This window comes from Acidobacteriota bacterium, from assembly GCA_016208495.1.
In the GTDB taxonomy this organism is placed as follows: domain Bacteria; phylum Acidobacteriota; class Blastocatellia; order Chloracidobacteriales; family Chloracidobacteriaceae; genus JACQXX01.
The window spans coordinates 1-24,859 of record JACQXX010000035.1 but is presented as its reverse complement, the minus strand read 5'-3'; the positions used below and the strand labels follow the sequence as shown (position 1 = coordinate 24,859).

The 24,859-nt window shown below is 50.7% G+C and carries 21 protein-coding genes; 16 read left to right on the top strand and 5 right to left on the bottom strand.

The window, feature by feature from the left end:
• Positions 1-37: 37 nt before the first annotated feature.
• The 7 genes from HY774_06095 to HY774_06065 all read left to right on the top strand — a co-directional run bounded on the left by HY774_06095 (position 38) and on the right by HY774_06065 (position 7,191).
• Entirely contained in the window at positions 38-748 is a 711-nt protein-coding gene (locus tag HY774_06095) for an ABC transporter ATP-binding protein (protein ID MBI4748040.1), read from the top strand.
• A 43-nt stretch (positions 749-791) separates the two neighbouring features.
• Positions 792-1,130, top strand: a complete 339-nt coding sequence (locus HY774_06090; protein ID MBI4748039.1) for a hypothetical protein — start codon at positions 792-794, stop codon at positions 1,128-1,130.
• A 50-nt stretch (positions 1,131-1,180) separates the two neighbouring features.
• Positions 1,181-1,882, top strand: coding sequence for an outer membrane lipoprotein carrier protein LolA (locus HY774_06085; GenBank protein MBI4748038.1), 702 nt, complete (start codon positions 1,181-1,183; stop codon positions 1,880-1,882).
• Positions 1,883-2,317: 435 nt separating this feature from the next.
• Positions 2,318-4,687: an endopeptidase La gene (gene lon, locus HY774_06080; protein MBI4748037.1), complete on the top strand. Its 2,370-nt coding sequence runs from the start codon at positions 2,318-2,320 to the stop codon at positions 4,685-4,687.
• Positions 4,688-4,734: 47 nt separating this feature from the next.
• A complete protein-coding gene (locus HY774_06075; GenBank protein MBI4748036.1) occupies positions 4,735-5,325 on the top strand; it encodes a TlpA family protein disulfide reductase in 591 nt (196 codons plus the stop codon).
• A 99-nt stretch (positions 5,326-5,424) separates the two neighbouring features.
• A complete protein-coding gene (locus HY774_06070) occupies positions 5,425-5,712 on the top strand; it encodes a hypothetical protein (protein MBI4748035.1) in 288 nt (95 codons plus the stop codon).
• Positions 5,713-5,778: 66 nt separating this feature from the next.
• Positions 5,779-7,191 (top strand): S8 family serine peptidase, encoded by a 1,413-nt coding sequence (locus tag HY774_06065; protein ID MBI4748034.1) that lies wholly within the window; start codon positions 5,779-5,781, stop codon positions 7,189-7,191.
• A gap of 103 nt (positions 7,192-7,294) precedes the next feature.
• On the opposite strand, the gene HY774_06060 is transcribed toward HY774_06065, so the two are convergent.
• The 3 genes from HY774_06060 to HY774_06050 all read right to left on the bottom strand — a co-directional run bounded on the left by HY774_06060 (position 7,295) and on the right by HY774_06050 (position 13,713).
• Positions 7,295-10,678 (bottom strand): GAF domain-containing protein, encoded by a 3,384-nt coding sequence (locus HY774_06060; protein MBI4748033.1) that lies wholly within the window; start codon positions 10,676-10,678, stop codon positions 7,295-7,297.
• Positions 10,679-11,139: 461 nt separating this feature from the next.
• Positions 11,140-12,633, bottom strand: coding sequence for an oligosaccharide flippase family protein (locus HY774_06055; protein ID MBI4748032.1), 1,494 nt, complete (start codon positions 12,631-12,633; stop codon positions 11,140-11,142).
• A 177-nt stretch (positions 12,634-12,810) separates the two neighbouring features.
• Positions 12,811-13,713, bottom strand: coding sequence for a universal stress protein (locus tag HY774_06050; protein MBI4748031.1), 903 nt, complete (start codon positions 13,711-13,713; stop codon positions 12,811-12,813).
• Between the two features lie 116 nt (positions 13,714-13,829).
• Between HY774_06050 and HY774_06045 the strand changes: the two genes are divergently transcribed.
• The 6 genes from HY774_06045 to HY774_06020 all read left to right on the top strand — a co-directional run bounded on the left by HY774_06045 (position 13,830) and on the right by HY774_06020 (position 20,868).
• Complete coding sequence (locus HY774_06045; protein MBI4748030.1) at positions 13,830-13,976, top strand: hypothetical protein; 147 nt, start codon at positions 13,830-13,832, stop codon at positions 13,974-13,976.
• 101 nt (positions 13,977-14,077) lie between these two features.
• The gene (locus HY774_06040) at positions 14,078-14,659 is read left to right on the top strand and encodes a cyclase family protein (protein MBI4748029.1); all 582 of its coding nucleotides are present in this window, start codon (positions 14,078-14,080) and stop codon (positions 14,657-14,659) included.
• 202 nt (positions 14,660-14,861) lie between these two features.
• On the top strand, positions 14,862-15,515 hold the full coding sequence (locus tag HY774_06035) for a bifunctional 4-hydroxy-2-oxoglutarate aldolase/2-dehydro-3-deoxy-phosphogluconate aldolase (GenBank protein MBI4748028.1): 654 nt from the start codon (positions 14,862-14,864) through the stop codon (positions 15,513-15,515).
• A gap of 407 nt (positions 15,516-15,922) precedes the next feature.
• Positions 15,923-18,220: a hypothetical protein gene (locus HY774_06030; GenBank protein MBI4748027.1), complete on the top strand. Its 2,298-nt coding sequence runs from the start codon at positions 15,923-15,925 to the stop codon at positions 18,218-18,220.
• Between the two features lie 11 nt (positions 18,221-18,231).
• On the top strand, positions 18,232-19,089 hold the full coding sequence (locus tag HY774_06025; GenBank protein ID MBI4748026.1) for a tetratricopeptide repeat protein: 858 nt from the start codon (positions 18,232-18,234) through the stop codon (positions 19,087-19,089).
• A 114-nt stretch (positions 19,090-19,203) separates the two neighbouring features.
• Entirely contained in the window at positions 19,204-20,868 is a 1,665-nt protein-coding gene (locus HY774_06020) for an acyl--CoA ligase (GenBank protein MBI4748025.1), read from the top strand.
• 120 nt (positions 20,869-20,988) lie between these two features.
• Here the strand turns inward: HY774_06020 and HY774_06015 are convergent, their stop codons facing one another.
• Positions 20,989-21,192 carry a cold shock domain-containing protein gene (locus HY774_06015; GenBank protein MBI4748024.1) on the bottom strand — a complete coding sequence of 68 codons (204 nt, stop codon included), beginning with the start codon at positions 21,190-21,192 and terminating at the stop codon, positions 20,989-20,991.
• A gap of 532 nt (positions 21,193-21,724) precedes the next feature.
• Positions 21,725-22,027, bottom strand: a complete 303-nt coding sequence (locus HY774_06010; protein MBI4748023.1) for a hypothetical protein — start codon at positions 22,025-22,027, stop codon at positions 21,725-21,727.
• A 192-nt stretch (positions 22,028-22,219) separates the two neighbouring features.
• Between HY774_06010 and HY774_06005 the strand changes: the two genes are divergently transcribed.
• From HY774_06005 to HY774_05995, 3 genes are all read left to right on the top strand, one after another.
• A complete protein-coding gene (locus HY774_06005) occupies positions 22,220-22,759 on the top strand; it encodes an adenylyltransferase/cytidyltransferase family protein (protein MBI4748022.1) in 540 nt (179 codons plus the stop codon).
• Positions 22,752-23,927: a lipid-A-disaccharide synthase gene (lpxB, locus tag HY774_06000; GenBank protein MBI4748021.1), complete on the top strand. Its 1,176-nt coding sequence runs from the start codon at positions 22,752-22,754 to the stop codon at positions 23,925-23,927. Before HY774_06005 ends, lpxB begins: the two co-directional genes overlap by 8 nt.
• Positions 23,928-24,059: 132 nt before the next feature.
• On the top strand, positions 24,060-24,859 hold an 800-nt coding region (locus HY774_05995), incomplete at its 3' end, for an IS982 family transposase (GenBank protein ID MBI4748020.1).

The window sequence follows — 24,859 nt, the reverse complement described above, 5'->3', positions numbered from 1 at the left end:
ATTTATGAAAACAATTCTGCAAGCCATTGATGTCTCTATGATTTACCGGGCGGGGAAAGTTGATGTGCCAGCCCTGCGCGGAATCAATCTGGAGGTGAAAGAAGGCGAATTTGTGGCTGTGATGGGACAGTCCGGTTCTGGCAAATCAACGCTCTTACATATTTTGGGCGGCCTGCTCAAGCCAACCAAAGGCACAGTGCTTGTGGATGGCGAAGATCTTGCCAAAGCCTCAGATGCCCATCGAACTGACATCCGCCGCCGCAAAATCGGCATTGTTTTTCAGCGATTTAACCTGTTTCCAACCCTCTCGGTTGAAGGCAATCTCAAACTTGCTGAGCGAATTCGCCAGAAAGGCTCGCAAAACGAAGCGCCTGCCCAGGAGTATCGTCGCCACATTTTGCAGTTGCTTTCGCTTGAAAGTCGCCTGCATCACAAGCCAATTGAGCTTTCTGGCGGCGAACAGCAACGGGTTGCCCTGGCCCGGGCGATTGTCAACCACCCGGCGATTTTGCTCGCGGATGAGCCAACTGGCAATTTGGACAGCGAAAACTCACAGATCGTGCTCGATATGCTGGTCAAGCTCAATAAAGAACTTGGTCAAACGGTTTTGATGATTACCCATAACCTGGAAGCGGCTCAGACCGCAAACCGACTGGTGACGATGCGGGATGGACGCGTTTTGCACGATGCACCGGTGCAAAAATCAGCACTACCTGCCGTCGAACCCGGTGTTTTGGCGGGCAAATAAAGCAAGTGCCTTTTGTTGTGAGAGAGGGAGCGCGAACCACGCTATGCGCAAGATTTTTGAAGTGATCAAAGCCACTGTGCTCTGGAATTATGATCGGGGAACCTGGCAGTACGATGTGTTGTGCGTAGCCATCCTCGCTTTTATTTTTCTCATCCCAACCTCGTTTTTTGACGAACGGAAATCACGTTCGCTCAAAAAACCTGATTACATCAGCACTGGTGAACTGCAAAACCAGGCCCCGGCGCCAACGCTCAAAGCGTTGTTGGAATCAGCCGGATCACGGCGGCGGGGAGGTCAAGGGGTCAAGCTCAAGCATTTTGAGGCGGTATCAAACGAGGATGGGGTGATCGTTGGATACCAGGTCTGGTATCAACAAAACTAGCCAGTCATCTGGCCAGGACAGAGAAGTTTTGAGGTCAAAAAACACAAGTTATGAAATTAAAAGGACTTTTTTCGGTCATATTGTTTATTGGAATCACTGTGATATCGGTCATTCCCGGCAATTTCGCAGCCGTTCAGGCCAATGCTCCGGCAGATGCCTTAAATACGGTTCTGGCCAATGTCGAAACCACCAGTCGCCGAATGACTGGACTGCAAGCCACTATTTCGCACCAACGCACCAATGGTCAGCTCAATATTAAAGACCCCAAGCAAATCGGAACCCTGCTGTATAAACCAGGGAGTGTTCGTCGAATGCGGATTGATTACACCCAACCACAGTCAAAAGTGGTGGCGGTCAATGGTGACAAGGGACTTTTATTTGAGCGAAGTGTCAATCAAGTTTTTTTAAGCACCGTGAGCAAAGTGGCAAGCAAAGCTGGATCATCAGGTATCTTGTCAATTTTGAATTCAGCGGCTCAACTCAAAGAAAAATTCGACATTAAACTGGTTGGGAACGAAGGATTTAATGGAATGCAAACCACCCATTTAACCCTCACACCCAAAGCACAAGATGGCTTTACCAGAATTGAAGTCTGGATTGACAACAAGACGTGGTTACCGGTGCGCCAGATTTTTTATGAACGCAACCGCGATTTTACTGAAGTGACGCTGAGCAACATTGTGTTTAATCCAAAGCTGTCGGACAAACAATTTGATGTTGATTATGGAAAAGCCAAGGTGATTAAAGGCTAATTGAGCTTGGGGCTGAAGAAATCGGGCTGAGGGCTTGGGGCTGAAGACTCGCAAGTTCGGGGCTGAAGACATCGGGCTGAAGAAATCGGGCTGAGGCAAATGGATTTGAGGGCTAACCCTTGATCCTGCAATGCTTCAGCCCGTTTTCGTTTTCTCTCAACCTGATGTTTTAAAACCAACTGGAGTTCAGGGAAGCACAATTATTTCAACAGTTTGACTTTCTGGCCAATCGAGGTAATGGTTTCAAAATGGTATTAAACCCCGAAGACTTCAGCCCCGAGCTTGCGAGACTTCAGCCCCAAGCCCTCAGCCCAAGCCTTCAGCCTGACGTCTTTTGTACCGAATCCGACACAGTTGGTTGAGAAACCGAAGATGGAACGGCTATGCTGAACATCCGTCATTAAACCGACAATTGTGCTGAGGAGAGAATACCCAATGGCTGACCAAATATTGATCGACCAGGATCCACAAGACCTGACTGGTGAGGATGCTGTCAAAATTCCCGAGGTTCTGCCAGTCCTTCCGCTGCGGGATATCGTGATCTTCCCGTTTATGATCGTTCCGCTTTTTGTCCAACGTGAACGCTCGATTCGGTCGGTTGAACAAGTGCTTTCAGATAACCGGTTGATTTTATTGTTGTCACAACGTGATGGAGATAAAGATGAACCAGTCGAACAGGACCTCCATCAGGTTGGAACCGTGGCCGTCGTCATGCGCATGATGAAGTTGCCAGATGGCCGGATTCGAATTTTGGTGCAAGGGATTTCTCGGGCGCTCGTCAAAAAAATTGAGGAAACCCCAGCCTACCTGCGGGCGACCATCACTCCATTGACTGAACCCAAACTTGAATCATCCCTTGAGCTCGAAGCCCTGACCCGCAATATTAAAAATTCAATGGAAAAAGCCATCACTCTGGGGAAAAACATTTCTCCCGAAGTGATGGCGATTACCAATAGCCTTGAAGATGCCGGGCGGCTCGCTGATTTGGTGGCTTCCAATCTGGAACTGAAGGTTGCCGAAGCCCAAACCGTGCTCGAACAGATTGATCCCAGTCAACGCCTGCGTCGGGTGAATGAACTCCTGGCCCGTGAAATCAGCGTCTTGCAGGTCCAGCAGGAAATCAACAGTCAGGCGAAAGGGGAAATTGATCGGTCTCAACGCGAGTACTATTTGCGCCAGCAACTCAAAGCCATTCAACAGGAACTGGGAGAAGGCAATGAACTCCTTGAAGAAATCAACCAGTACCGCGAAAAAATTGCCGAAGTCAAAATGCCGGAAAAAGTCGAAGAGGAAGTCCTGCGGCAATTGAAAAAGCTGGAACGGATGCACCCGGACGCAGCGGAAGCCTCGACGCTTCGCAATTACCTGGACTTGATGGTGGGGTTGCCCTGGTCAGAATCCTCGACTGACAACCTGGATCTCAAACAGGCACAAACCATTCTGGATGAGGACCATTACGGATTGGAAAAGGTCAAGGAGCGCATCATCGAAGATCTGGCCGTCCGCAAGCTCAAGGGCAAAACCAAAGGAGCGCTTCTGTGCCTGGTTGGTCCTCCAGGGGTTGGAAAAACATCGCTTGGCCGGTCAGTGGCACGTGCCCTGGGTCGCAAGTTTATTCGCATTTCACTTGGGGGAATCCACGACGAGGCTGAAATCCGGGGTCACCGGCGAACCTATGTCGGCGCCATGCCAGGGCGGATTATTCAGGCAATTCAACAGGCGGCAACCAACAATCCGATCATCATGCTGGATGAAATTGACAAGGTGAGTTCCGATTTTCGCGGCGATCCAAGCTCCGCCCTCCTCGAAGTGCTGGACCCGGAACAAAACCATTCGTTTCGGGACAACTATCTGGGCGTGCCGTTCGATTTGTCAAACGCGATGTTTATGATGACGGCCAATATTCTGGACACGATCCAGCCGGCCTTGCGCGACCGCATGGAAGTCCTGCGATTGTCTGGATATACCGAAGAGGAAAAACTCGCCATTTTGCGCCGTCACATCCTGCGCAAACAAATGGAGGAAAACGGGATCTCCTCCAAACACATTTCATTTTCAGATTCAGCTCTCCGGGCGATCATTATGCAGTACACCCGTGAATCGGGGTTGCGGCAATTGGAACGTGAAATTGCTTCGGTGTGCCGGAAGGTAGCCCGGCGCGTGGCTGAAGGCCAAACCGGACGGGTTCAAATCACGATCAAAAACCTGCAGGAATTTCTGGGTGTTTCCAAATTCATGGCCGACGAGTTGCTCAAAAAAGACCAGGTGGGTGTGGCCACGGGTTTGGCCTGGACTCCGGTCGGCGGTGACATCCTCTATATCGAAGTCCTGTTAATGAAAGGGAAGGGAAGTCTGCTTCTGACCGGAAAACTGGGTGACGTGATGAAAGAATCAGCTCAAGCCGCACTTTCGTTTGCCAAAGCCCGGTGCAAAGAACTTGGAATCCTGGAATCTGATTTTGCCTCACACGACATCCACATTCACATTCCCGAAGGCGCCATTCCAAAAGATGGCCCCTCCGCCGGAATTACCCTGGCCACGGCCATGGTTTCAGCTTTTTCCAACCGACCTATCAAAAAATCGGTGGCCATGACCGGAGAAATTACACTTCGCGGAAACGTTCTACCGATTGGTGGTGTCAAAGAAAAAGTACTGGCTGCCCGGCGTGCCAAAATTACAACCGTCATCCTGCCCCAACAAAACCGCAAAGACGTTGAAGAAATGCCCAAAGAACTGGTCAAAGACATGGAGTTTGTCTATGTCGAGCACGTCCGACAGGTTTTGAAAACAGCGCTGGTCAGCTAGGTCAGTACCGCCTGCGTCAGCGGGTGGGTCTTTTGGAGGAAAATGAAATGCACTCCCTTGCCTTTATAGTTCTCAGCGTATTGAGTTTGCTGTTGCCTGTGATACGCCAGGAATCACATGAATATGCACCACTCCAGGAGCAGAAAATTGCCTATAAGAATTGGACTTACAAGAGTTTAAAGGCGGATGCTCCGTCCGTGAATTTGCGTGACTGGGCAACCGGGAAAAAACTGGTGCTGGTGGTGTATTATGCGCCCTGGTGTGGCAACTGGCACAACGAAGCCCCAGTGGTTGCCCGACTCTATGACAAATACCATGCTCAAGGTTTGGACGTGATTGCGGTCAACGAGTACGGTTCCAGTGACGAAGCCCGGACCTTCTTCGCCGGCAAAGGATTATCCATTCCGGTGGTGGTTGAATCGGAAGATCGAGCTGAACGAGAGAAAACCACCCATTTCGGGTATCGTCAGGCAACGGGTGATACGCGACGATGGGGGTCGCCCTACAATGTCTTTCTGGAGCCGGCGACATTTCCCAAACAAGGCGATGTCCTGGCGGAAAAAGCGTGGGTTGTAAACGGCGAATTGATCGAAGCCGAGGTTGAAAAACACATCCGCGAACGGCTTGGGATTCAGTGATCTACCTGCTGACTTGTCTTCTCACCCGAGTCGGGCTAGAGTTGGACATTTCCCTTCTCCAAACTGGAAACTTCCTCAAAAGGATGAGTGCCGAAAACGATGGCCATTACAGAGCAACAGGCTGTGGAAATTGCTGTCGCTGATTTTGCGAAGCGACGAGGTGTCAACCGAAGTGATATCAAGGTCATACGCACCGAGAAAACCCAATTTGCCAATGCTGTATTGGGGGCTCCGGTCAGCGGTGAAATGGCAGCCATGATGATGACTGATGGCTGGCGCATTATTGTTCAGACCAAAGGCGACGGAGATGATGCCGAATATCGGGCCAACCCACAACAAGTTCGTCTCTTCCGCTATCAGGGTTCACATTATAAGATTTATCCGTGACCGTTTGTGCCAAACTGATTTTGGCCAGCCGTCACCCAACGTTGTGACATCAGGAGGTACGAGGCCGTGAAACGCTCACCACTTTTCCATCTCACACTCGGGTTAATGGTGGTCATTGCCGCTTACTGGGCAGGGGCCATTCATCGGTGGGAAACTCAACGTCGAGCTTTACCGAAACAGCTCTGCAGTGGAATTCCTTCCCTGAAACAGTCTGACTTTCCGGCTGGTCAATCGTGCCGCAAAACGGCTGGGCTGGAGTATCGCGGCTATATTGTCAAGTATAAAGAAGGCACGAAACGCAGTGCGATTGAGGCGCTGTTATCACGCTTGAAAGGCGAACACGTCAACGAATACAAATACCTCCCCGGCCTCTCGTTTGAAACCGTTGGGGCTTCGCTCAGTGTTGAAGACGTGTTGCGGATATACCGGGCTGATCCCAATGTTGAGTTTGTTGAGCCAAACTATGTGTATTATCCGTCAGATAGCTGGCCCAACGATCCTGGATTCGAGCAGCAATGGGGGCACCATAACACCGGACAGCCAATCCAGGGCCGACCGGGCGGAAAGGCGGGAGCTGATATTTCAGCCATTGCCGCCTGGAATAGTTCCACCGGTAGCAAAGACATTGTGGTTGGCGTGGTTGATAGTGGAGTTGATTACCTGCATCCCGATCTGGCTGCCAACATGTGGGTCAATGAAAACGAAATCCCAGATAACCGGATTGATGATGATAAAAATGGCGTGATTGATGACGTGTTTGGGTACAACGCGATCAACAACAGTGGAAACCCGATGGATGATAACAACCACGGAACACACTGTGCCGGTATCATTGGGGCGGTGGGGGACAATGGCGAGGGAATCGTCGGCGTCAACTGGAACGTCCGCATTATGGCGCTCAAGTTCCTGTCAGGTCACGGTGGCGGTTCGCTCAATGATGCGCTGGAATGCATCAACTACGGCCTGGAAATGAAGGCCCGAGGTGTCAATTTGCGCGTGCTGTCCAATAGCTGGGGCGGTGGTGGATATTCAAAAGCATTGGAAGAAGCCATTCAACGGGCCAATGAGCAGGGGATTTTGTTTGTGGCGGCGGCTGGCAATGATGAAACCAACACTGACAAAGACCCTAATTATCCATCGTGTTACAACGTTCCCAATGTGGTTTCAGTCGCAGCCCTCAACAACAACGATGATCTGGCGGTGTTTTCAAATTATGGAGAAAACACGGTTCACATCGGCGCTCCAGGCGTCGAAGTCTATAGCACGATTCCCCATGGGCAGTATGCCTACTATTCAGGTACTTCAATGGCCACGCCCTACGTTTCTGGGGCTGCGGCGCTGGTACTCTCAAAAACACCTGACCTGAAAGCGGCTGATTTAAAAGCGCGGTTGCTTGAGAGCGCGGTTCCGGTGAAAGCTCTCAAAGGGAAAGTCAAAACTGGCGGTCGGTTGAATGCCAATCAGGCGCTGGTCGAATGAATGAAGAATGAAGAAAAAGCTATCTTGTTGCAGAAAAACAACCTGGCTTTTTCAGGGTTCATAATCCACCAGATATTGGCAGAACCCACTCAAACTCCTCAACCTAAGGCGAATCGATGGTTTCGGTTCGCCTTTCGTTTTCTGAAGAGATTTCAGCCTTGTCTGGTTGATGGAGTGGAATAAAAACCCGAAAGGTCGAGCCTGTGCCCAATTCGCTTTCGGCTTCAATTTGCCCGTTGTGGGCCTCGATAATTGAGCGACAGATATAGAGTCCCAGCCCGGTGCCGGGGATCCGAAGTTTTCGGGCGTTCCCCATGCGTTGAAATCGCTCAAAGAGTTTTGGAAGATCTTCTTTGGCAATCCCAATGCCCTGATCTGTAATTGAGAGGCAGGCGATATCTCCCTGAACCGACCCTTCGATCACGACCTTTCCACCAGCGGGTGAGTATTTCACCGCATTCCCAATCAAATTATCAAACACTTCCTGAAGGCGTCCGGAATCCGCCGACACCACGATTGGTGTTTCCGGCCACATTGTCTCAAAGGTGACGTTGGTTTCAACAAACCGGCTATCCAGAACCAGTTCAATGAGTTCCCGCAAATACACCGGTTGAAACTCAAAGTTCATTTTATGTGATTCGAGTCGCGACATCGTCAGCGTGTCATTGGCCAGCCGGGCCAGATGGCGTGACTGCTGGTTGATAATCTGCAAATAGCGTTTGGTGCTGGAGTCTTCCGTTTGATCGGACAAGACCTCGCTATACGCCTGGATTGTGGTAAGCGGCGAGCGGAAATCATGGGCAACCATCGAAACCAGATCATCCTTGACCCGAATCATCTCCTGAAGCTGGGTGTTGGCCAGCATGACCTCGTTGTAGAGTTCGGTCTTACGCAGTGCCACTCCGATTCCATCGGCCAGAATTTCAGCCGTAATCACATCACTTCGGTCAAAATGACCTGGGTCGGAATGTTCAAGCAGCAACACGCCGATGACTTCATTCCCACGCAGAATCGGAATTGCCAGTCGCGAACGGGCTTCGGGAATGCTGACCAGATCATCCTTTACTTTCCGCACGTCATCAATTTTGACGGTTTGTTTGGTTTGGATCGCCCGGTGGAGAATGCCCTGGGTACAGGGCAAAACGTCCCCAATATTCCACCCAACCGCCACCTGGTTGCCAACCACGGCTCGAACCATGACCAGTTGCGCTTCCAGATGATAGAGATGTACTGAGACATGCACGTACCCGAAATTGTCACAAATAACTTGCGCGGCCCGTTTCAGCATTTTCTCAGAGTCAAGGATGGCACTGATTTCACGCAAAAAAGTATTGATCAACCGGAATTGTTTGCTGCGTTTGTGCTCAGCTTCAAAGGCTCGCGCGTTCTCGACCGCGATTGAGACGTGGGTCGTGAGGTTGTTGAGCATTTCAATTTCAATCTGAGAAAATGGCTGGCGGGGTGAATTTCGACCAACATGAAACATACCAATTTGTCGTGCCTCACCCGTTTCAGGATGAGTGGTGCGGATGGGCAGGCTGAGCAGAATTCCATTCGGCGGTGTTTTATCTGTTGGCGGTGGTGTGCCCGGAGGTGTATCGGAATTAATAACCATCAGCCCTGGCGGGATCGGGCGAATCCACTTGGTTAACTCCGTCACCGCATGAGAATCGTCAAGGAGCGCCACCGAGACCTGATCGGCATTTAAAAGCGTGGCGGCATTCTGGGTCACTGAATCCAGCAACGGTTTGAGCGCCAGATGTGAAGTGATGCTTTTGCCAACTTCAAACAACGCACTCATTTGGGTGGCCAACCGATGCGAATGCTCAAACAACTGGGTTGTTTCAAGGGCCAGTCCCACCTGTTTTCCAACGTTGGCCAATAAGCGGCAATCCGGGGCGGAGAAACTCCGTTTTTCGTGCGACCATAAGACCATCACGCCCAGCACACCATTTCGGCCCGAAAGTGGAACACTGACCAGGGTTTGGATTTGTTCCCGGTGGAGTGTTTGCTTGAGATGGGGAAGTGAGGTATGGATGGTTTCAAGGTCGTGGATTTCCAATTCGCCACGAGTGGTTTTCAATCCCACTGTAAAACATTCAATCCCAAAGTCATACATCAAGCGGCAGAGTGAATCGGGAACATTGCTGACATGTTCGAGTCGTAGCTGTTCGCGTGTTTCATCAAGCGTCAAGATGGCGGCGGCTTCGAGGTCAACCACGTCGAGGATTTTGAGCGCCCCCTCCAACACCCCGTGCCGGTCCATGGAACGGCTGGTGGTTTCAAGCACCAGATTCAATCCAGCCAACTCACTGTTGTTGACCGAAAGCTGAATCAGCATGCCTTCCATTTCTTGTTCGACCCGGTGGCGCTCCAGAATCAGGGAAATTTGCCGGGCAAAGGCAATCACTGGTAACACGCTTTGTTCAGTCGGGGCCAGACCGGATCGTGGATCATCGAGGGACATCACCCCCAGATATTCACCATCCTGACTTACAATCGGGACAAACAGTTCATCGTTTTTATTCCACTTCCCCTGGCCTCCGGTGTAAGACTCAGGGCTTTTATAAAGATTTTCACGCTCTAAAACATGATGGAGCCTGGGTGGAAAGTAGAGTGCCTGACCAAGCATGCCAACCTGGATTGGTTCACCCAGATGAAGCAATTGTCGGAATTCATCCTGTGGAAATGGAATCTGGTGGATACGCTCCAGAATTTCAGCCGGAATGGCGTCACATCCCACCAAATCACGATAGGGAAACTCTTCTTTAAACAAAGAGACAAGCACCAGCCGGTAATCTGTCAGGTGTGCAATGGCATTGACCACTCGATGAAGCAACGCCGCACCAGCCTGACCCGATGCTGAATCACTCAAAATACCAATTAATTCTTCAAGGTAAGATAGAGAAACCGTCGCGGAAATACTGGTCGGAACTGGTACCTGCTGAACCTGGGTTTGAGTGAGCAATGATGCAAAACGCTCAGTGGCTTCCGCCCGGTGAATCTGGCGAGTGATTTTATCAAGGTGAGGATTGTGCAATGCCTCACGCAGCAGGCGCTGGATTTTCTGAGATTGGTGCAGCAGGAGCGACTGAGCTGTTTTTTCAACAATGTGTGGGTCAAAACTGATACTTCCCACCAGTCTCGGCGCCTGATCAGGCCCTGAGGAGGGAAGGCTTTCAGCCGCAATGCAGCAGGAAAACTGAGCGTCCAAAAAAAGATACACCCAAAAAGGGTGTACTTTTTGAGTGGCGGTAAACAGTAGTTCATGCACCTGAGTCAGTTCAAATTCAGCCAGGGCTCGATTCCATTTCTCCCAATGTTCGGGAGGTGACGCAACCCAAAAACAAGGTGGGGTCAGCCCCCACAGATTGCGACAAACTCGAACCGTCTCCAGCGCATGGCGCAATACCTGCACATCAATTGCCTGGGCAGGGAGATATTCACCGAAAATTTTTCGGAAATCCGAGGAGAACTGAAGCCTCATGGAATCTGATCCAGAATGTGGAATGAGATGATTTGTGCTGATAGAAATCGGTAACCAGGATTGTTGCCCAGTATACACCAATTACCCAAATGACAAAGTGACCATTTGACAAGGTGATCAGATGACAGAATGATAAGGTGACAGGGTGACAGGGTGACAAGGTGACAGGGTGACAGGGTGACAGGGTGACAGGGTGACCGGGTGACAAAATGGAGACTTTTTGGTTTTTTGTGTAAATGGCTAAACTGAATTTTTAGCTCGTTTTTAAGTTTAGATAAACTGTTTATATTCAATATTTAGTGACTAAAGAAAGAGCTAATCACCTGGTTTTTCCAGGTTAAATTAACTGGTTACAGAAAAATTTGGACAGTCCCCAAACTTGTTTATTTTCAATCCTGTCACCTTGTCATTTTGTCACCTTGTCATTTTGTCACCCTGTCACCTTGTCACCTTGTCAGATGTCATCTGGTCAGGTGGAAGATTTTTTGAATCAACCGAAGCTCCTGGGCGCCAAGCTCTCGGGTAATAATCAGAATCATCAGGTAGACCAGCCCTTGAATCGTCATTTTCACGACCACCAGAATCCCAGTCAGTGGAATCAGATGGAGTCCATAAATCACGGCTGATGCCAGCACAATCCGTCCCAGGGTCAGAGGGGAGATAAGGGCTTTGAAGGAGAAGAGAACGTACCCGCAAGCCAGAAGGGCACCAACCGTCATGGAAATGGTGGTTCCGATGGCTGCCCCTCGCAACCCATACACCGGAATCAATTTGTAGTTCAGCACCACATTGGCCACGAGCGTAAAGGCGCCAATCAGGAGTGAAATCCAGGGATGTCCACTCCCTGTGATGATCGTGGTCAGAACTGAAATCAAGCCGAAACTCAACATTCCAAACGCCACGATTTGCAGTGCCCCAGCCCCACTGAGATAAATCTTCGGATATAACAACCCAAGCGAATCCGCCGCATTGGACGAAAAAACGGTTGCCAGCAGTGCCATGACCAGCAATGCCACCCGCATGGTCTGGCGGATGTAGGTTTGGACTTCTCCGGTTTCTTTTTCAAATGAAGCTTTGGAAATAAGCGGAAAGACCACAAACGTGACTGAAATCACTGCCTGATAGGTGATGTTGGCAATGTTGATTAGCGCGCCATAATCGCCGGCATTGGCGCTGGCAATGGTGGGATCGGCTGAGGAAAAGGCTTTCAGGAAGGCAATATCTACTTTTTGCAACAGGTTGTTGCACAAAACGAATGCCAGCAACGGCAACTGAAATGTCAGGTAGGTCCCAAGTTCGACATGTGGTGCAATGGTTGATCGCCCACGGCCAGCCAGTCCAATGGCTAAAATCAAAACGAGAAAGGCCCCCAGTGCAAAGCCCCCCACGGCACCAGTCACACTCCGAAAGATCAGCGCACAGGCAATAATGGCCAGCATTTTGAAGGTCGAGTAGGAGGTATCAAGCGTTGCTTGCCAGAAAAACTCTTTCTTTCCATTGAGATACCCCATGTAAACTGCATAAAAGGCATAACACAGGGTGATCAGTGCTGAAACTCGCAGCGGCGTGATGAGCGAGGCATCATTCCAGAACTGAGTCGCCAGATACGGCGTCAGCAGCACATACACCAGGACGGTAAGGGTTCCGAGGATTCCCTGAACCCCTAATGCCCGTGACCTGAGTCTTTCCGCCGCCGCCGGGTTTTCTGAAACAAACTTTGAAACCGCTTGCTGGGTGCCGGTGATGATGACGGCATTGATGATTGAGACAAACGACGTGACAACGGCATATTCGCCATACTGCTCCTTGGTCAGAAGCCGAGGCAGGGTGAAAATGATCGCATATCCGGTAAAGATGAAATAGAACTTGGCCAGCGTGATATAGATAGCACCGCGTCCAGCCGAAGTGGCTGTATCAGAAGCGGAACCAGTTGGCGATTTGATGGATGAAGACAAAGTGGCTTCCGGGGTGGGGTGAACAGAAGATTTTGCGGGAGTACTCATGAGAAAGAATAACGAGTAGCGAATAGTGAGTAGCGAGTCGTTTCCAATTCAACGGGAGACAGTAATTAAAAAACAGAGCAATCCAGATAAGTTTGACTACTCGCTACTCGCTACTCGCTACCGAAGGACTTAGCTTGGCACGATCAGCACGGGGCAATTGGCATCACGCATGATGCGTTCGGTATTGCGCCCGAGCACGTTGCCGGTTTGACGATTTCCAGTGCCGACCACAATCAGATCAACGTCTGACTCCTTGGCAATCCGCAACACTTCAGAGTAAGTTCGGCCTTCACCCAGAACCGTTTTGGATTCAATGCCTTCGGCTTCGGCCTGGAGTGCAGCCAGTTTCCCAGTGGCTTCTTTGCGGACATGGGACTCAATGTCTTCGGTACCAATCGTGGTAACCGCCCGGACATAGTTGAGAAACACACCCAGGGCATGAGTAAAGATCAGGCGGCTATGGTGTTCGCGAGCCAGATTGATGGCCACGGCTTTGGCGGCGGCATCATCGTCTGAGAAATCGGTGGCAAAGAGAATCCGGTTGAGGGCAATCGTTGTTTCTGAGCCGCGATAAAAGACAAAGTCGTGAGCGGGTTGTCGTGACACAAGCACGGGACATTTGATCTTTTCCAGAATCGCGACACAGGTCGAGCCGACCATGGCGCGTCCCAGCGTGCTGCGATTTTGGGTGGCAATGGTGACCAGATCAATTTGATGTTCTATCGCGACCCGGGCGATTTCGTCTGCCGGGTTGCCTTCGGTCAACAGGAGGTGGACATCCAGACCTTTCACCACTTCGTGTTGGCCAATTTCTTCAAGTTCATGACGAACGGCAATCAGCCATTCATATCCATGTTCAGACAGGGCACGTTCTGAAAGCCGGAGCGCCTGGGGAGGGAGTGTCCCTTCCTGGACGTTGTGGATGTACAACCGGGCGTTGTGGGCCCGGGCAAAGGCAGCCGCATATTTCAGCATGCTGCGGGAAAGTGGGGAAAAATCAGTGCAGAATAAGATATTTCGGTATGGATACATATGACGGAAAATCCCTAAAAAGAATGAAGTCGAAAGGATTCGAAGTCAGAAGCACCGACGTAGGGAGGGTGCTGAATTGAAACCCTTCAAAAACCACAAAATCGTCGAAATTGCAAATGAAAAAACGCGAAAGCCAGTTCCCGGATGGCGTTCAGCCTGTTGCTAACGCCGATCTGGCACGAGAAATTGAGGGGCTGGGGTGGTCGTGGCATGCCGCCCAATATCCTTCAGTTCTCCAACCCGGCGGCCAAGGTGGGATTTGACAACCTGCAGGCGAAACGTTACTATCGTGCTCTCCGCTGAGCCTACGCATGCTGGTAAATCTATGAAAATCTACGACATATCTATTCCGATCACTCCTCACATGCCAGTTTACCCAGGCGATCCTCCAGTCGTTTTTGAGGCCCGTCAACGAATCGCAAACGGTGATCCAGCCAACGTTTCATATTGTGGAATGGGCACCCATACCGGCACTCATATTGATGCACCGTTTCATTTTGTGGATTCAGGACGGAAAGTCGGTGAAATCCCACTCAATTTATTGATTGGTCGCACCCGGATTGTTGAAATCACGGCGCCTCGGATTGATGAGGAAGTCCTCTCGGAAGTCGATCTGGATGATCACGTGCGGGTGATTTTTAAAACCCGAAATTCCTACCTCTGGAGCCGCAATACTTTTGTCCAGGAATATGTTCACGTTACCCCTGGTGCCGCCCGGAAGCTGGTTGAGAATGGAATCAAACTGGTTGGAATTGATTATCTTTCGATTGAAAAATTTGGCTCCACCTCGTTTCCAACCCATCTGGAATTGCTCTCAAACGGCGTGGTAATTATTGAAGGGCTCAATTTAAGCGAAGTTGACGCCGGTGAATATGAGCTGATTTGTCTCCCAATGAAAATTCAGGATAGCGATGGCGCCCCAGCGCGCGTTATTTTGCGTGGGTAGACTGGCTTGTAAAGTATCTGGTGCTTGGTACTTTGGAGCCAATACCTTCGGGGGAACCAAGAACCAAAGAGTGGTTGGTGGTTGGTGGTTGGTGGTTAGTGGTTAGCAATCAATACTTTCGAAGAAGAACCAGTCACCAGTCACCAGTCACCAGTCACCAGTCATAGGTTACCAACCCCAATTCCGTTCACCTCTCCCGGTTATGAACCCATTATTTGAGCAGCAACTGGCATTCTTTCGACAACACCGGGTGGTCGGAATCTTGCAAGCCACCTCGGCTGATCTGGCGCTCAAAGCGGCTGAAGCTGCGATTATGGGAGGCATTAAAATTATTGAAGTCCCATATCAGGCCCCTGGCGCCATTCGGGTGATTGCTGATCTGCGACGCAAATTTGGCGAGCGGGTTTTGATTGGCGGCGGTACCATCACCAACGTGGAGATGGCGGATCGAGTCATCAAGGCCAATGCCCAATTTATTACCGCGCCTCATACGAACGCCTCATTGATCGAATTTTGCTGCTCCCATAATGTGTTTGCGATTCCAGGAGCGGCCACACCGACTGAAATCATTTCGGCAGTCTCGTTTGGCGTCCCACTGGTCAATATTTTCCCAGTCGGTTTGCTGGGCGGCGCCGCCTATGTCAAGCAGTTGCACGAACTGCTCCCCGACGTCAATTTTATGGCCGGTGGCGGAATCACGGTTGAAACACTCAATGATTACTTTGCTGTCGGCGCCACCGTGGTTGGGATTCGGGAAAGTCTGTTTCAGCCCGGTCACATTGCAAATGGAAATTACGCCGGGATTGCCGAATGTGCCCGCGATATCGTCCGCACCTTACAAGGTGGTGGGTACTGAGGGACCCAGAAGAAAATAAAATCCCACTGAAATCGGGTTCAGGGTGCAGGGTTCAGGGTTTCGGCGATGAGTTGACTGATCCCACTCAAGATGAAGACTGGGGAACTGGCGGGTACCACTCAACGTGGAGTATCTGGCCCTGAACCCTGAACCCTGAACCCTGGTGGTATGATATTTCCATCCGACTCCCTGAGAGAGCGTTGTTTTTCTCTCAATGGGTTCACTCACTTTGCCATCATGCTCCAGGTGTTGCGTCCCTCAACATCGTGCATTCACAAATTGCCAACACCCAGCACGAACCTTCAATGCCCATCTCAATTCCAGCGAATTGCTGGACTCTGATTGGGCACCAACTCCCTTCATATTGATCCCTGGTGTGCTGAAAAACCAAAAATCTGAGGTGGCTTATGCTGAACCTGCGCCAATCAAAGTTGCAGGGTTGCCTGATGACCTGGCTTGTTTTGATCATTATGGTTGCCAATGTTGTTCCTGCGTTTGCTCAAAACGCCCCACGCCGTTCCAAAACTCCCCCCAATAAATTAACAGCGACGTTGCCGCCTGCGGTTGACGACCCAACCACTCTGGCGCGGATGGTTCCTGCCGATGGGTTTGTGTTTGTTGAGTTAGCGAACCTTCAGAGTGTGATTGATACCCTGGATGCGATATTAAAGTCAGAAGAAATTCGCAATTTGCTCAAGGACAAGCCTGAATTTGCACCACTTCAGCAATATGAATCCTTTCTGACGGTTCTGGGTCTGCCTGATAAAGCCACGCTGCGTGCTACTCGGGTTGCCGTGGCCGTGCGGATTCCAAAGCCTGTCCCACCAGCCCCCACAGGTGCGAAACCAGGTGCCAAACCACCCGCCGGCCCTGAGCCGGAAGTGGTCGTGTTTTTAGAACCTCCGACCATTGAGGGCGCTGATAAAATCCGGCTGGCATTTACAGGACTTGCTGAAAAGCAAGGTATGGCAAAGCCGACGACGGTCATGGTTGGGAAGACAAAGATCACGGCCTATACCGAAAAACAGCCGGTGGGCTATGTGCAGATGGGGAAGGTTCTGGCTTTTGGGTTGTTGCCGATGGTGAAATCCGTGGTCGCGACGGTTGCTCCGCGGACCGGCGCCGCACTCAATACCAGCACTGATTTTGCTACGATTCGCCAACGGGTTGGAGCGCCTCAAACACTGTTTGCCTATATGAACACCAAAATCATTGGTGAACTCATTAGTGCCGGAATCGAGGCATTTAAAACACCATCCACCGTCAAGAAGGGAAGCAAGCCCGTCAAAAAAGAACCGTCCACTGGGGAGGTCGCGCTCAGCAACATCGGAAATTATCTTGGGTTGCCGTCCCTGGGTGGCATCGGACTGGCTGCCGGCATGACGGAAACTGAGTTTCGGCAACGGCTCTACATCGCAATTGACCGAAAAGGCAAAGGCTTATTGCCGGTTCTGGCTGACGCCCCGGACCTGACGTTGCGTGGAGCATCGGTGGCGCCAGATTCAGCTCAACTCTTTGTTTCGTTTGGATTTAATCATCTGCGGTTTTATGACGAAGTCCTGGAAGCCGTTCGGGCCCTCCCGCGCAAAAAAGACGAGCCGCCGCCAGATGCTTTGATTGCCCAGAGTGAAGCAATGGCCGGATTCAAAATTCGGGATGAATTCCTGGCCGGTTTCAGTGGTGAACACGGTGTTTTTATCAATGTCGGCGATGTCAGCCAGTTGATCAAAAACCCCGGTTCCTCAGACCTTCCGAAAGATGCCCGAATCGCTGGCTTTATGGTATTGAGCAACCCTGGAATGGTGAAAGCAGGTGTTGACAAGCTCTTGAAACTGGCGGCGTCAGAGAAGAAGGAGGGTGACACGGCTGAGAAAAAACCTGGGCCAACCCGTGAGAACTACAACGACATTGAAATCATTCAAATTGAGGAAGTTGGGATTTCTTTTATCGAGGATATGCTGGTCATTGGCCGGGCTCAGGATGTGAAGTGGGTGATTGATAGCCGGGTCGCAGGTCAAACGCTGGAGAAAAACCCTGCGTTTGCCGCGCTCAAGCAAAAGGCACCCGCCAACACCATGCTCAGTTACTACATTTCCGAGAAATTTCAACAGGCAATGTTAGATGGCATTCGAAAAGAAGCCGCTCCAGGAGTCCTGGAATTGTTAAGTCAAGTGCCATCAATGGCCCAGTTTATTCACCTGCAACATGATGATCAGGGCGTGTTTATGGACGCGACTGTCCCGGCTGATGTGATGAATCGGGCGATGGCGGCGATTCCCTCGATGCTGGCCATTCAGGTTCTGGCAACGGCTCGCATGAGCAATACCATGTCGGCTCGATTTGCGTTGCATGATTTGCACCGGGCCATGAACCTGTATCAATCAGGCAAGGGAAATGGCGAGTATACGGACAATCTGGCGGTGCTCGGCGAAGCTGGGGAAGATGGTTCCAGCTTCCTGGCAAGTGACATTGCGAATATGCAAAAAACCCCTCGGTTTGGGTACTTGCTGGGTCCAATCAAACTTGAACGCGACGCTGATGGAAAGCTGACCCGCTATTTGGTGGTTGCGTTTCCAGCCGTGAAGGAAGGTCAAAACCGGACGGGTGACGATTGTTTCTATCTTGATGAAACAGGTGTCGTTCGTCATTCGACATCCGCCACTGTTTTGCCGGACAAAAACAGTGAGCCCGTTGGGTCAAAATAGCCAGGGACACCATGAAAAAGTCGTTGGTTGACCCAGAAATTGAACGGCACCTCACCACATTTAAAAAACTGGTGAGCGTTTCAGAGGCCGAACTGGATCTGGCTCAAGCGGCAGTGCAGATTGCAGGCATTGCCGATCCTGATCTGGATCCAGCACCTTCCTTACTCAAACTGGAGCAACTGGCCGAAACCCTCCGGCCACGGTTGTCCAGCCTGCCTTCAACACTTGACCAGGCTGTTGAAGTTGCTCGCTATCTGTTTGTGGAATGTGGCTTTACCGGAAACACCAATGATTATTACGATGTCCGGAATAGCTTTTTGAATGAAGTCTTGGAGCGGCGGCTTGGAATACCGATTTCGCTGTCGGTGATATTTATCGCCGTGGCCCATCGCCTGGGCCTGCATGCGGAGGGGGTGGGGATGCCGGGACATTTTCTGGTTCGCCATACCTCGGCGGATGGACAGGTGCTGCTTGATCCATTTCATGACGGAAAAGTCATTCACTTTGAGGATTGTCAGCGACTACTGGCGCAGGTCTATGGCTCATCGGCTCAGATGAAGCCAGAGTATTTGCGGGCTGTCACCAAACACCAGCTCCTTGGGCGAATGCTTTCCAATCTGAAAAACATCTATCTCAATGATGAAAACTGGCCACTGATGTTTCAGGTGATCGAGATGATTCTGCTCGTGCAGCCTGAATGGTGGACCGAATACCGGGATCGAGGTGTCATCCATTTGCGCCTCGAAAACTGGTCGCAAGCTGTTGACGATTTGACGTTCTATTGCGCCAAATGCCCGGAAGATGAGAATTTCAAAGTCCTTCAGGAATATATTGGGCAGGCTCGCCGCGCTCTGGCCCAGTGGAATTGATAATTGAGTGAAATAGCGAAGTAGAGAAAGACAAAGAGTTTAGGGGATAGAAACCAACCTTGAACACACTATTTCACTATTTCACTATTTCACCACTTCACTCCCTCACGCCTTATGACTTCAATTACCGAAAAAATTCGACTGGCCCAGCAATTTCGTCACAATCCGCCGCTTGAAGTGAATTTTGAAACCGTTCGAAAGATGCTTGACCATCGTGTGGCGCATTCTCCAGATGCTGTATATCTCATCAGCTACGACACGGCTGGAAATCGGATTGAACTCACTTATGGTGATTTTGGGAAGCGGGTCCGAACTGGTGCCGCGCTGTTGACCAGTCTGGGGGTTCGGCGTGGTGACCGGGTGGCAACCTATGCCGCCAACCATGCCGAGACGGTGGTGGCGTACTTTTCAGCTCTCTATCTGGGCGCTTGCCTGGTGCCGGTCAATATGACCGAAGATGCTGACCGACGAAAATTCATTGTTGAAAACTCCCAGGCCCGGGTCATTTTGGCGTTGCATCAATTTACCGAACTCGCCTTGAGTCTGGCCCTGGAAGTTCCGGCGATTGAGCACGTGGTTCAACTGACCGGCGACTTGTTTGACGGGGTGGTGAACTGGCAGGCTGCACCGCCAGTGGATGGCGATTTTGAAGCCCCAGGTGCCCAGGATGAGTCGTTGATTGTCTACACCAGCGGAACCACCGGTGCCCCGAAAGGCGTGGTGCTCCTGCAATCCAACCTGCTGGCTGATGTCCACACACTGGCGGTCTGGAATCAACTCGAAGCCAAAGACCGGACCATGTGTGTGTTGCCGATTCACCATGTCAATGGATTTGTGGTCACGTTGTTGACGCCGATGTATTTTGGAGGCTCAACGGTTCTCAACGCCAGATTTCATACTGACCATTTTTGGGAGCGCATTGCCAAAGAGCAGGTGCGAGTCGTGAGTGTCGTGCCCACCTTGCTGGCGTTTTTATTGGAACGGCCAGAATTCTTTAAGCCTGAAAAAGTGCGTTCACTGGCACACATTATTTGCGGTGCTGGACCGCTCACGGTTGAACTCGGTAAGGCATTTGAAGATACATTTGGAGTCCGCATTCTGCACGGGTATGGGCTCAGCGAAACCACCTGTTATTCGTCAATGCTCCCCGTCGAACTGACTTCTGAACAACATCAGCACTGGATGCGTGATTTCGGGTTTCCTTCAATCGGAGTGGCACTGCCAGGGTGTGAAATGGCAATTCATGATCCAAATGGCAATCTGGTCCCCCACGGCACCCGAGGTGAAATCGTCATTTGTGGTCCGACCGTGATGGAAGGGTATTTCAACCGCCCGGATGCCAACGAAGCTGCTTTTACCCATGGCTGGTTCCGCAGTGGGGATGAGGGATTTTCAGCCATTGATGAGCAGGGGCGGGTCTTTTTCTTCATCACTGGACGCATCAAAGAATTGATCATCCGGGGAGGAATCAATTTATCTCCCTTTGAAATTGATGAGGTGTTAAATCAAATCCCCGGCGTGAAATGTGGGCTGGCTGTGGGGTTTGAAAATTTCTGGTATGGTGAAGAGGTGGGTGCCTATGTGGTGCTTCAAGAGGGTGTGACGCTGGACGAAGCAACCGTGCTGGCCGCAGCGCGCCAGCACTTGCCGTTTCACAAATCACCGAAAGTCGTTGTCTGGGGAACTGAAATCCCGGTGACCTCAACCGGCAAATACCAGCGCAACCGGTTAAAGCCGCTGTTTGAACAATTCAAACATGAACAGTTCAAAGAAAAGTAACAAAAATCGGCCACATTAAAGAAAAAAAACAATCGTTCGCTAAAAATGAAAGTACCCCTCAAAATAGGTTTGGAGGGGTACGCAAAAAGGAAAAAATTGGTATACAAACCAAATGAAAAATTAGAGTTTGATCACGTTTTCAGCCTGTGGCCCTTTTGGTCCTTCTGTGATTTCAAACTCAACCATCTGGCCTTCAACAAGCGACTTATAGCCATCTTCTTGAATGGCCGAATAGTGGACGAACACGTCGCTTCCACTTGGCTGTTCGATGAATCCATAGCCCTTGCTGTTATTGAACCATTTCACTTTTCCTCTGGTACGCATTGTGTAACACTTCCTCCTAAACGTAGGTAAATCAATTATTTTAGGTTTCAAGATATGTCGATGTAAAGACAGGGTTCTCCCACCAGCCTGTTGGTTTCAGGCCCAGTCGAAGTGCAGATTGCTTGGGAGGTAACTGCATACAACTGAAAACGACTCAGGTGTGGATTCCCGACCTGATCTTCCAGGGCAAAAAAACAAAAAGACCGCTCTTCAAGCAAATTTATTGCCTGAACAAGCGGTTCATTTCTGCGTGCTTATGGAGGGGGACAAATCGGGACTACCTTACGAACAAAACTGTTGGAAGAAATGGTACTTCACAAAGACCTGCCGAGAGTACAAGAAGCTTTTTATGCTGTCAAGCATAATTCAATTCGGGGGCTATGGTGGAACTGGTCAGAAAACAAGCGGCTGCTCATAAAAGGGCACCTGGAGCACCGAGTGAGGGAGTGGGTTGTGTATCAACGAAAAGCAAACCGGGCAACGCCTGGAATTGACGTTGCCCGGTAGCTGGGAATCGGTTGGTTGTGTGGTCCTACCCTTTTTTCTTATCCTTGGGGGGATCGTTCTTCGGGGGAGGATTTGGTTCTGGGTTCTGTTTCGGGACTTTTTGGATGAACCGAGGTTGTTTTAGCATATCCTGATTGTCGAAATTTTGTTTTGGCGCTTTCTCTGGTTTGTTATTTTTATCTTTGTCTTTGTCTTTATCCTTGTTCTGAAATGAAATGGTCACTTGTTCCTGAGGTTGAGCGGCCCAAACCTGGGGAGAGGGAAGGGTCACCAGAGTGCCCAGGAGCAGCATATTGATCAAAGCTAAGTAAATTCGTCGTTGTGTCATGGCATCCTCACTGTTCAACCGAGATCTCCCAATTTTGTATACAATTCCCGTGCCTGAAAGCGCCTTTGACGGTAAATGAGAGCTGCCGGCTTTCAGAAAGACCAGAAAACAGTGTATTAAATGAATATGTCCTGATCGTTCAGGTGTCAAGCAGATCAGGGCATAACCGGTTTCGGTTGCACGTTACACCATATGGAATGTGAGGGCGTGCCGTCCACATATTTTTGGAGATTCCCAGTGTCAGAGACTTCTCAACCCATCAAAAAACTCATTTCCGTGGATGAACTGATTCCCCAGGCTGTGGCCCTGCGGGCTCAAGGGCATCAAATTATCCTGGCCAATGGATGCTTTGATTTGATTCACGTCGGCCACATTCGATATTTGCAAGGCGCCAAAGCCCTGGGCGGAATCCTGGTGGTCGGCGTGAACGGTGACAGCGCCGTGCGTCAACTCAAAGGCGCCGGGCGTCCAGTGATGCCGGATATCGAGCGGGCTGAAATCCTGGCTGCCCTGGCCTGTGTGGATTTCGTGACGATTTTTGATACGCTCACGGTCCACCCGCTCCTGGAAGCCTTACGGCCTGATATCCACGCCAAAGGGACCGATTACACGACTGAAACCGTGCCGGAACGCGAATTTGTCCGCGGGTATGGCGGGCAAGTGGCGATAGTTGGCGATCCCAAGGACCATTCAACCACTGGATTGCTCCAGAAAACAGCCGCTCATGAGTAATTTCGGCAACGCTCCGCACTCCAAAATTCTCATGGTGGCTGGCGAAGCCTCGGGTGATATGCACGCGGCTGATGTTGTGAACCACCTGAACCACCTGTCAGCCTGTGCCTCAACGGCCCCGCCTCATTTTTATGGAATGGGCGGTGGTGCCCTTCGTGAGCTTGGCCTTTCACCCTTATTGCCGATGGAACCAGTGAGCGTGATTGGCCTGGTTGAGGTGGTTCGCCATTTGCCTCAAATTTGGACCACGTTTCAAAGTCTGGTTCGGTCACTGGACCAGGAACATCCGACCCTGGCCGTGCTGGTTGATTTTCCGGATTTCAATCTGCGGCTGGCGAAAAAAATCAAGCAACGGGGAATTCCCATTGTCTGGTATATCAGCCCCCAGCTCTGGGCCTGGCGCGAACAGCGGGTGCATACCTTTAAGCACGTCGTTGACCGGATGCTTGTGCTTTTTCCATTTGAAGTTGAGTTTTATCGAAAATATGACATGGAGGTCACGTTTGTCGGTCATCCGTTGGTGGATCGAGTCCGGATAACCCATCCACAACTTGAAGTGCGCCAGGAGCTTGGCCTTACTGAAGGCCAGCGAGTTGTGGCGCTCTTGCCCGGAAGCCGACGGTCGGAACTGAAAATGTATTTAGAACCGATGCTGGTGGCGGCTGAACGGCTGGCACAACACAACCCACAACTCCATTTTGTATTGCCACTGGCCCGTTCGCTTCAACCAGCGGACCTGGTTCCCTACTTGCAACGGTATCGAGTTCCTCTCACCTGGCGGCAGGGAATGTCCTATGAGTTGACCCACATTGCCGAGGCGGCTGTGGTTGCCTCCGGAACCGCCACCCTGGAAACAGCACTGATTGGGACACCTATGATCATTTTGGGGCGGGTTTCACGCTTGACCGAACTCTGGCTTCGGCGGGTGGCCAATTTGCCATACTATGGATTGGTCAACTTTGTGATGGGTGAAAAATGCGTTACCGAATTGATTCAGCAAGCCGTGACACCGGAAAATATTGTTACGGAGGTTCTTCGCTTGCTTGAAGATAGCGCCGAGCAAGCCCGGTTGCGGGCCTGCTATACTGAAATTCGGCACCGGTTGGGAGATGGTGGTGCGGCTGGACGGGCGGCTGAAGCGATCTGGCAAATGACGGTTCAGGGCTGAAAAAACCAGGGCTGAGGGCTTGTAACGTGAGTTCGACGTAAGAAAAACGAAAAAATAACCAACAACTCTCATTTTTGGTATCATTTACAAAATGAAAATTCGGTGGTGGACACCAAAAAGGAGAGTGTTGGTATGATGTTGATAGATCTTTTTTGCGCGATTGATGATTTTTGTCAAGAATTTGAACCGCAGTGGAATCAAATGTTGTTGGCCAACGGGGTGAAACAACGTCAGCGGGCGAGCAACTTGAGCTTGAGTGAAGTCATGACGATCATCGTGCGGTTTCACCAATCCGGGTATCGAACCTTCAAAGATTTTTATACCAAACAGGTTGTCCCCCATCACCAGCGTGAGTTCCCACACCTGGTGAGTTATGCTCGATTTGTGGAGTTGATGGCGTCGGCCTTTGTTCCGCTGACCTGTTTTCTCAATACCCGCAAAGGACAGATGACCGGAATTGCCTTTATTGATTCGACGGCGATTGCGGTGTGTCATAACCGACGGATTGCTTCCAATCAGGTCTTCGCCGGGTTGGCCAAACGTGGAAAGACCAGTATGGGTTGGTTTTACGGGTTCAAACTCCATCTGGTGGTCAATGATACGGGTGAGATCCTGGCTCTCAAAATCACCCCAGGCAATATCGATGATCGAGCTCCAGTTCCGGATTTGACCCAGAGGCTGATCGGGAAATTGTTTGGGGATCGGGGGTATGTGTCTCATCCGTTGTTTGTCGAACTCTTTGAGCGGGGGTTACAACTTATCACCCGCGTCAAAAAGTCCAGGAAAGAATGCCGGGCGTTGATGCCGATGTTTGACAAAATTCTGTTGCGCAAACGGGCTGTGATTGAATCCGTCAATGATCAACTCAAAAACCAATCTCAAATCGAGCATTCCCGTCACCGTAGCCCAACCAATTTTATGGTCAATCTCAT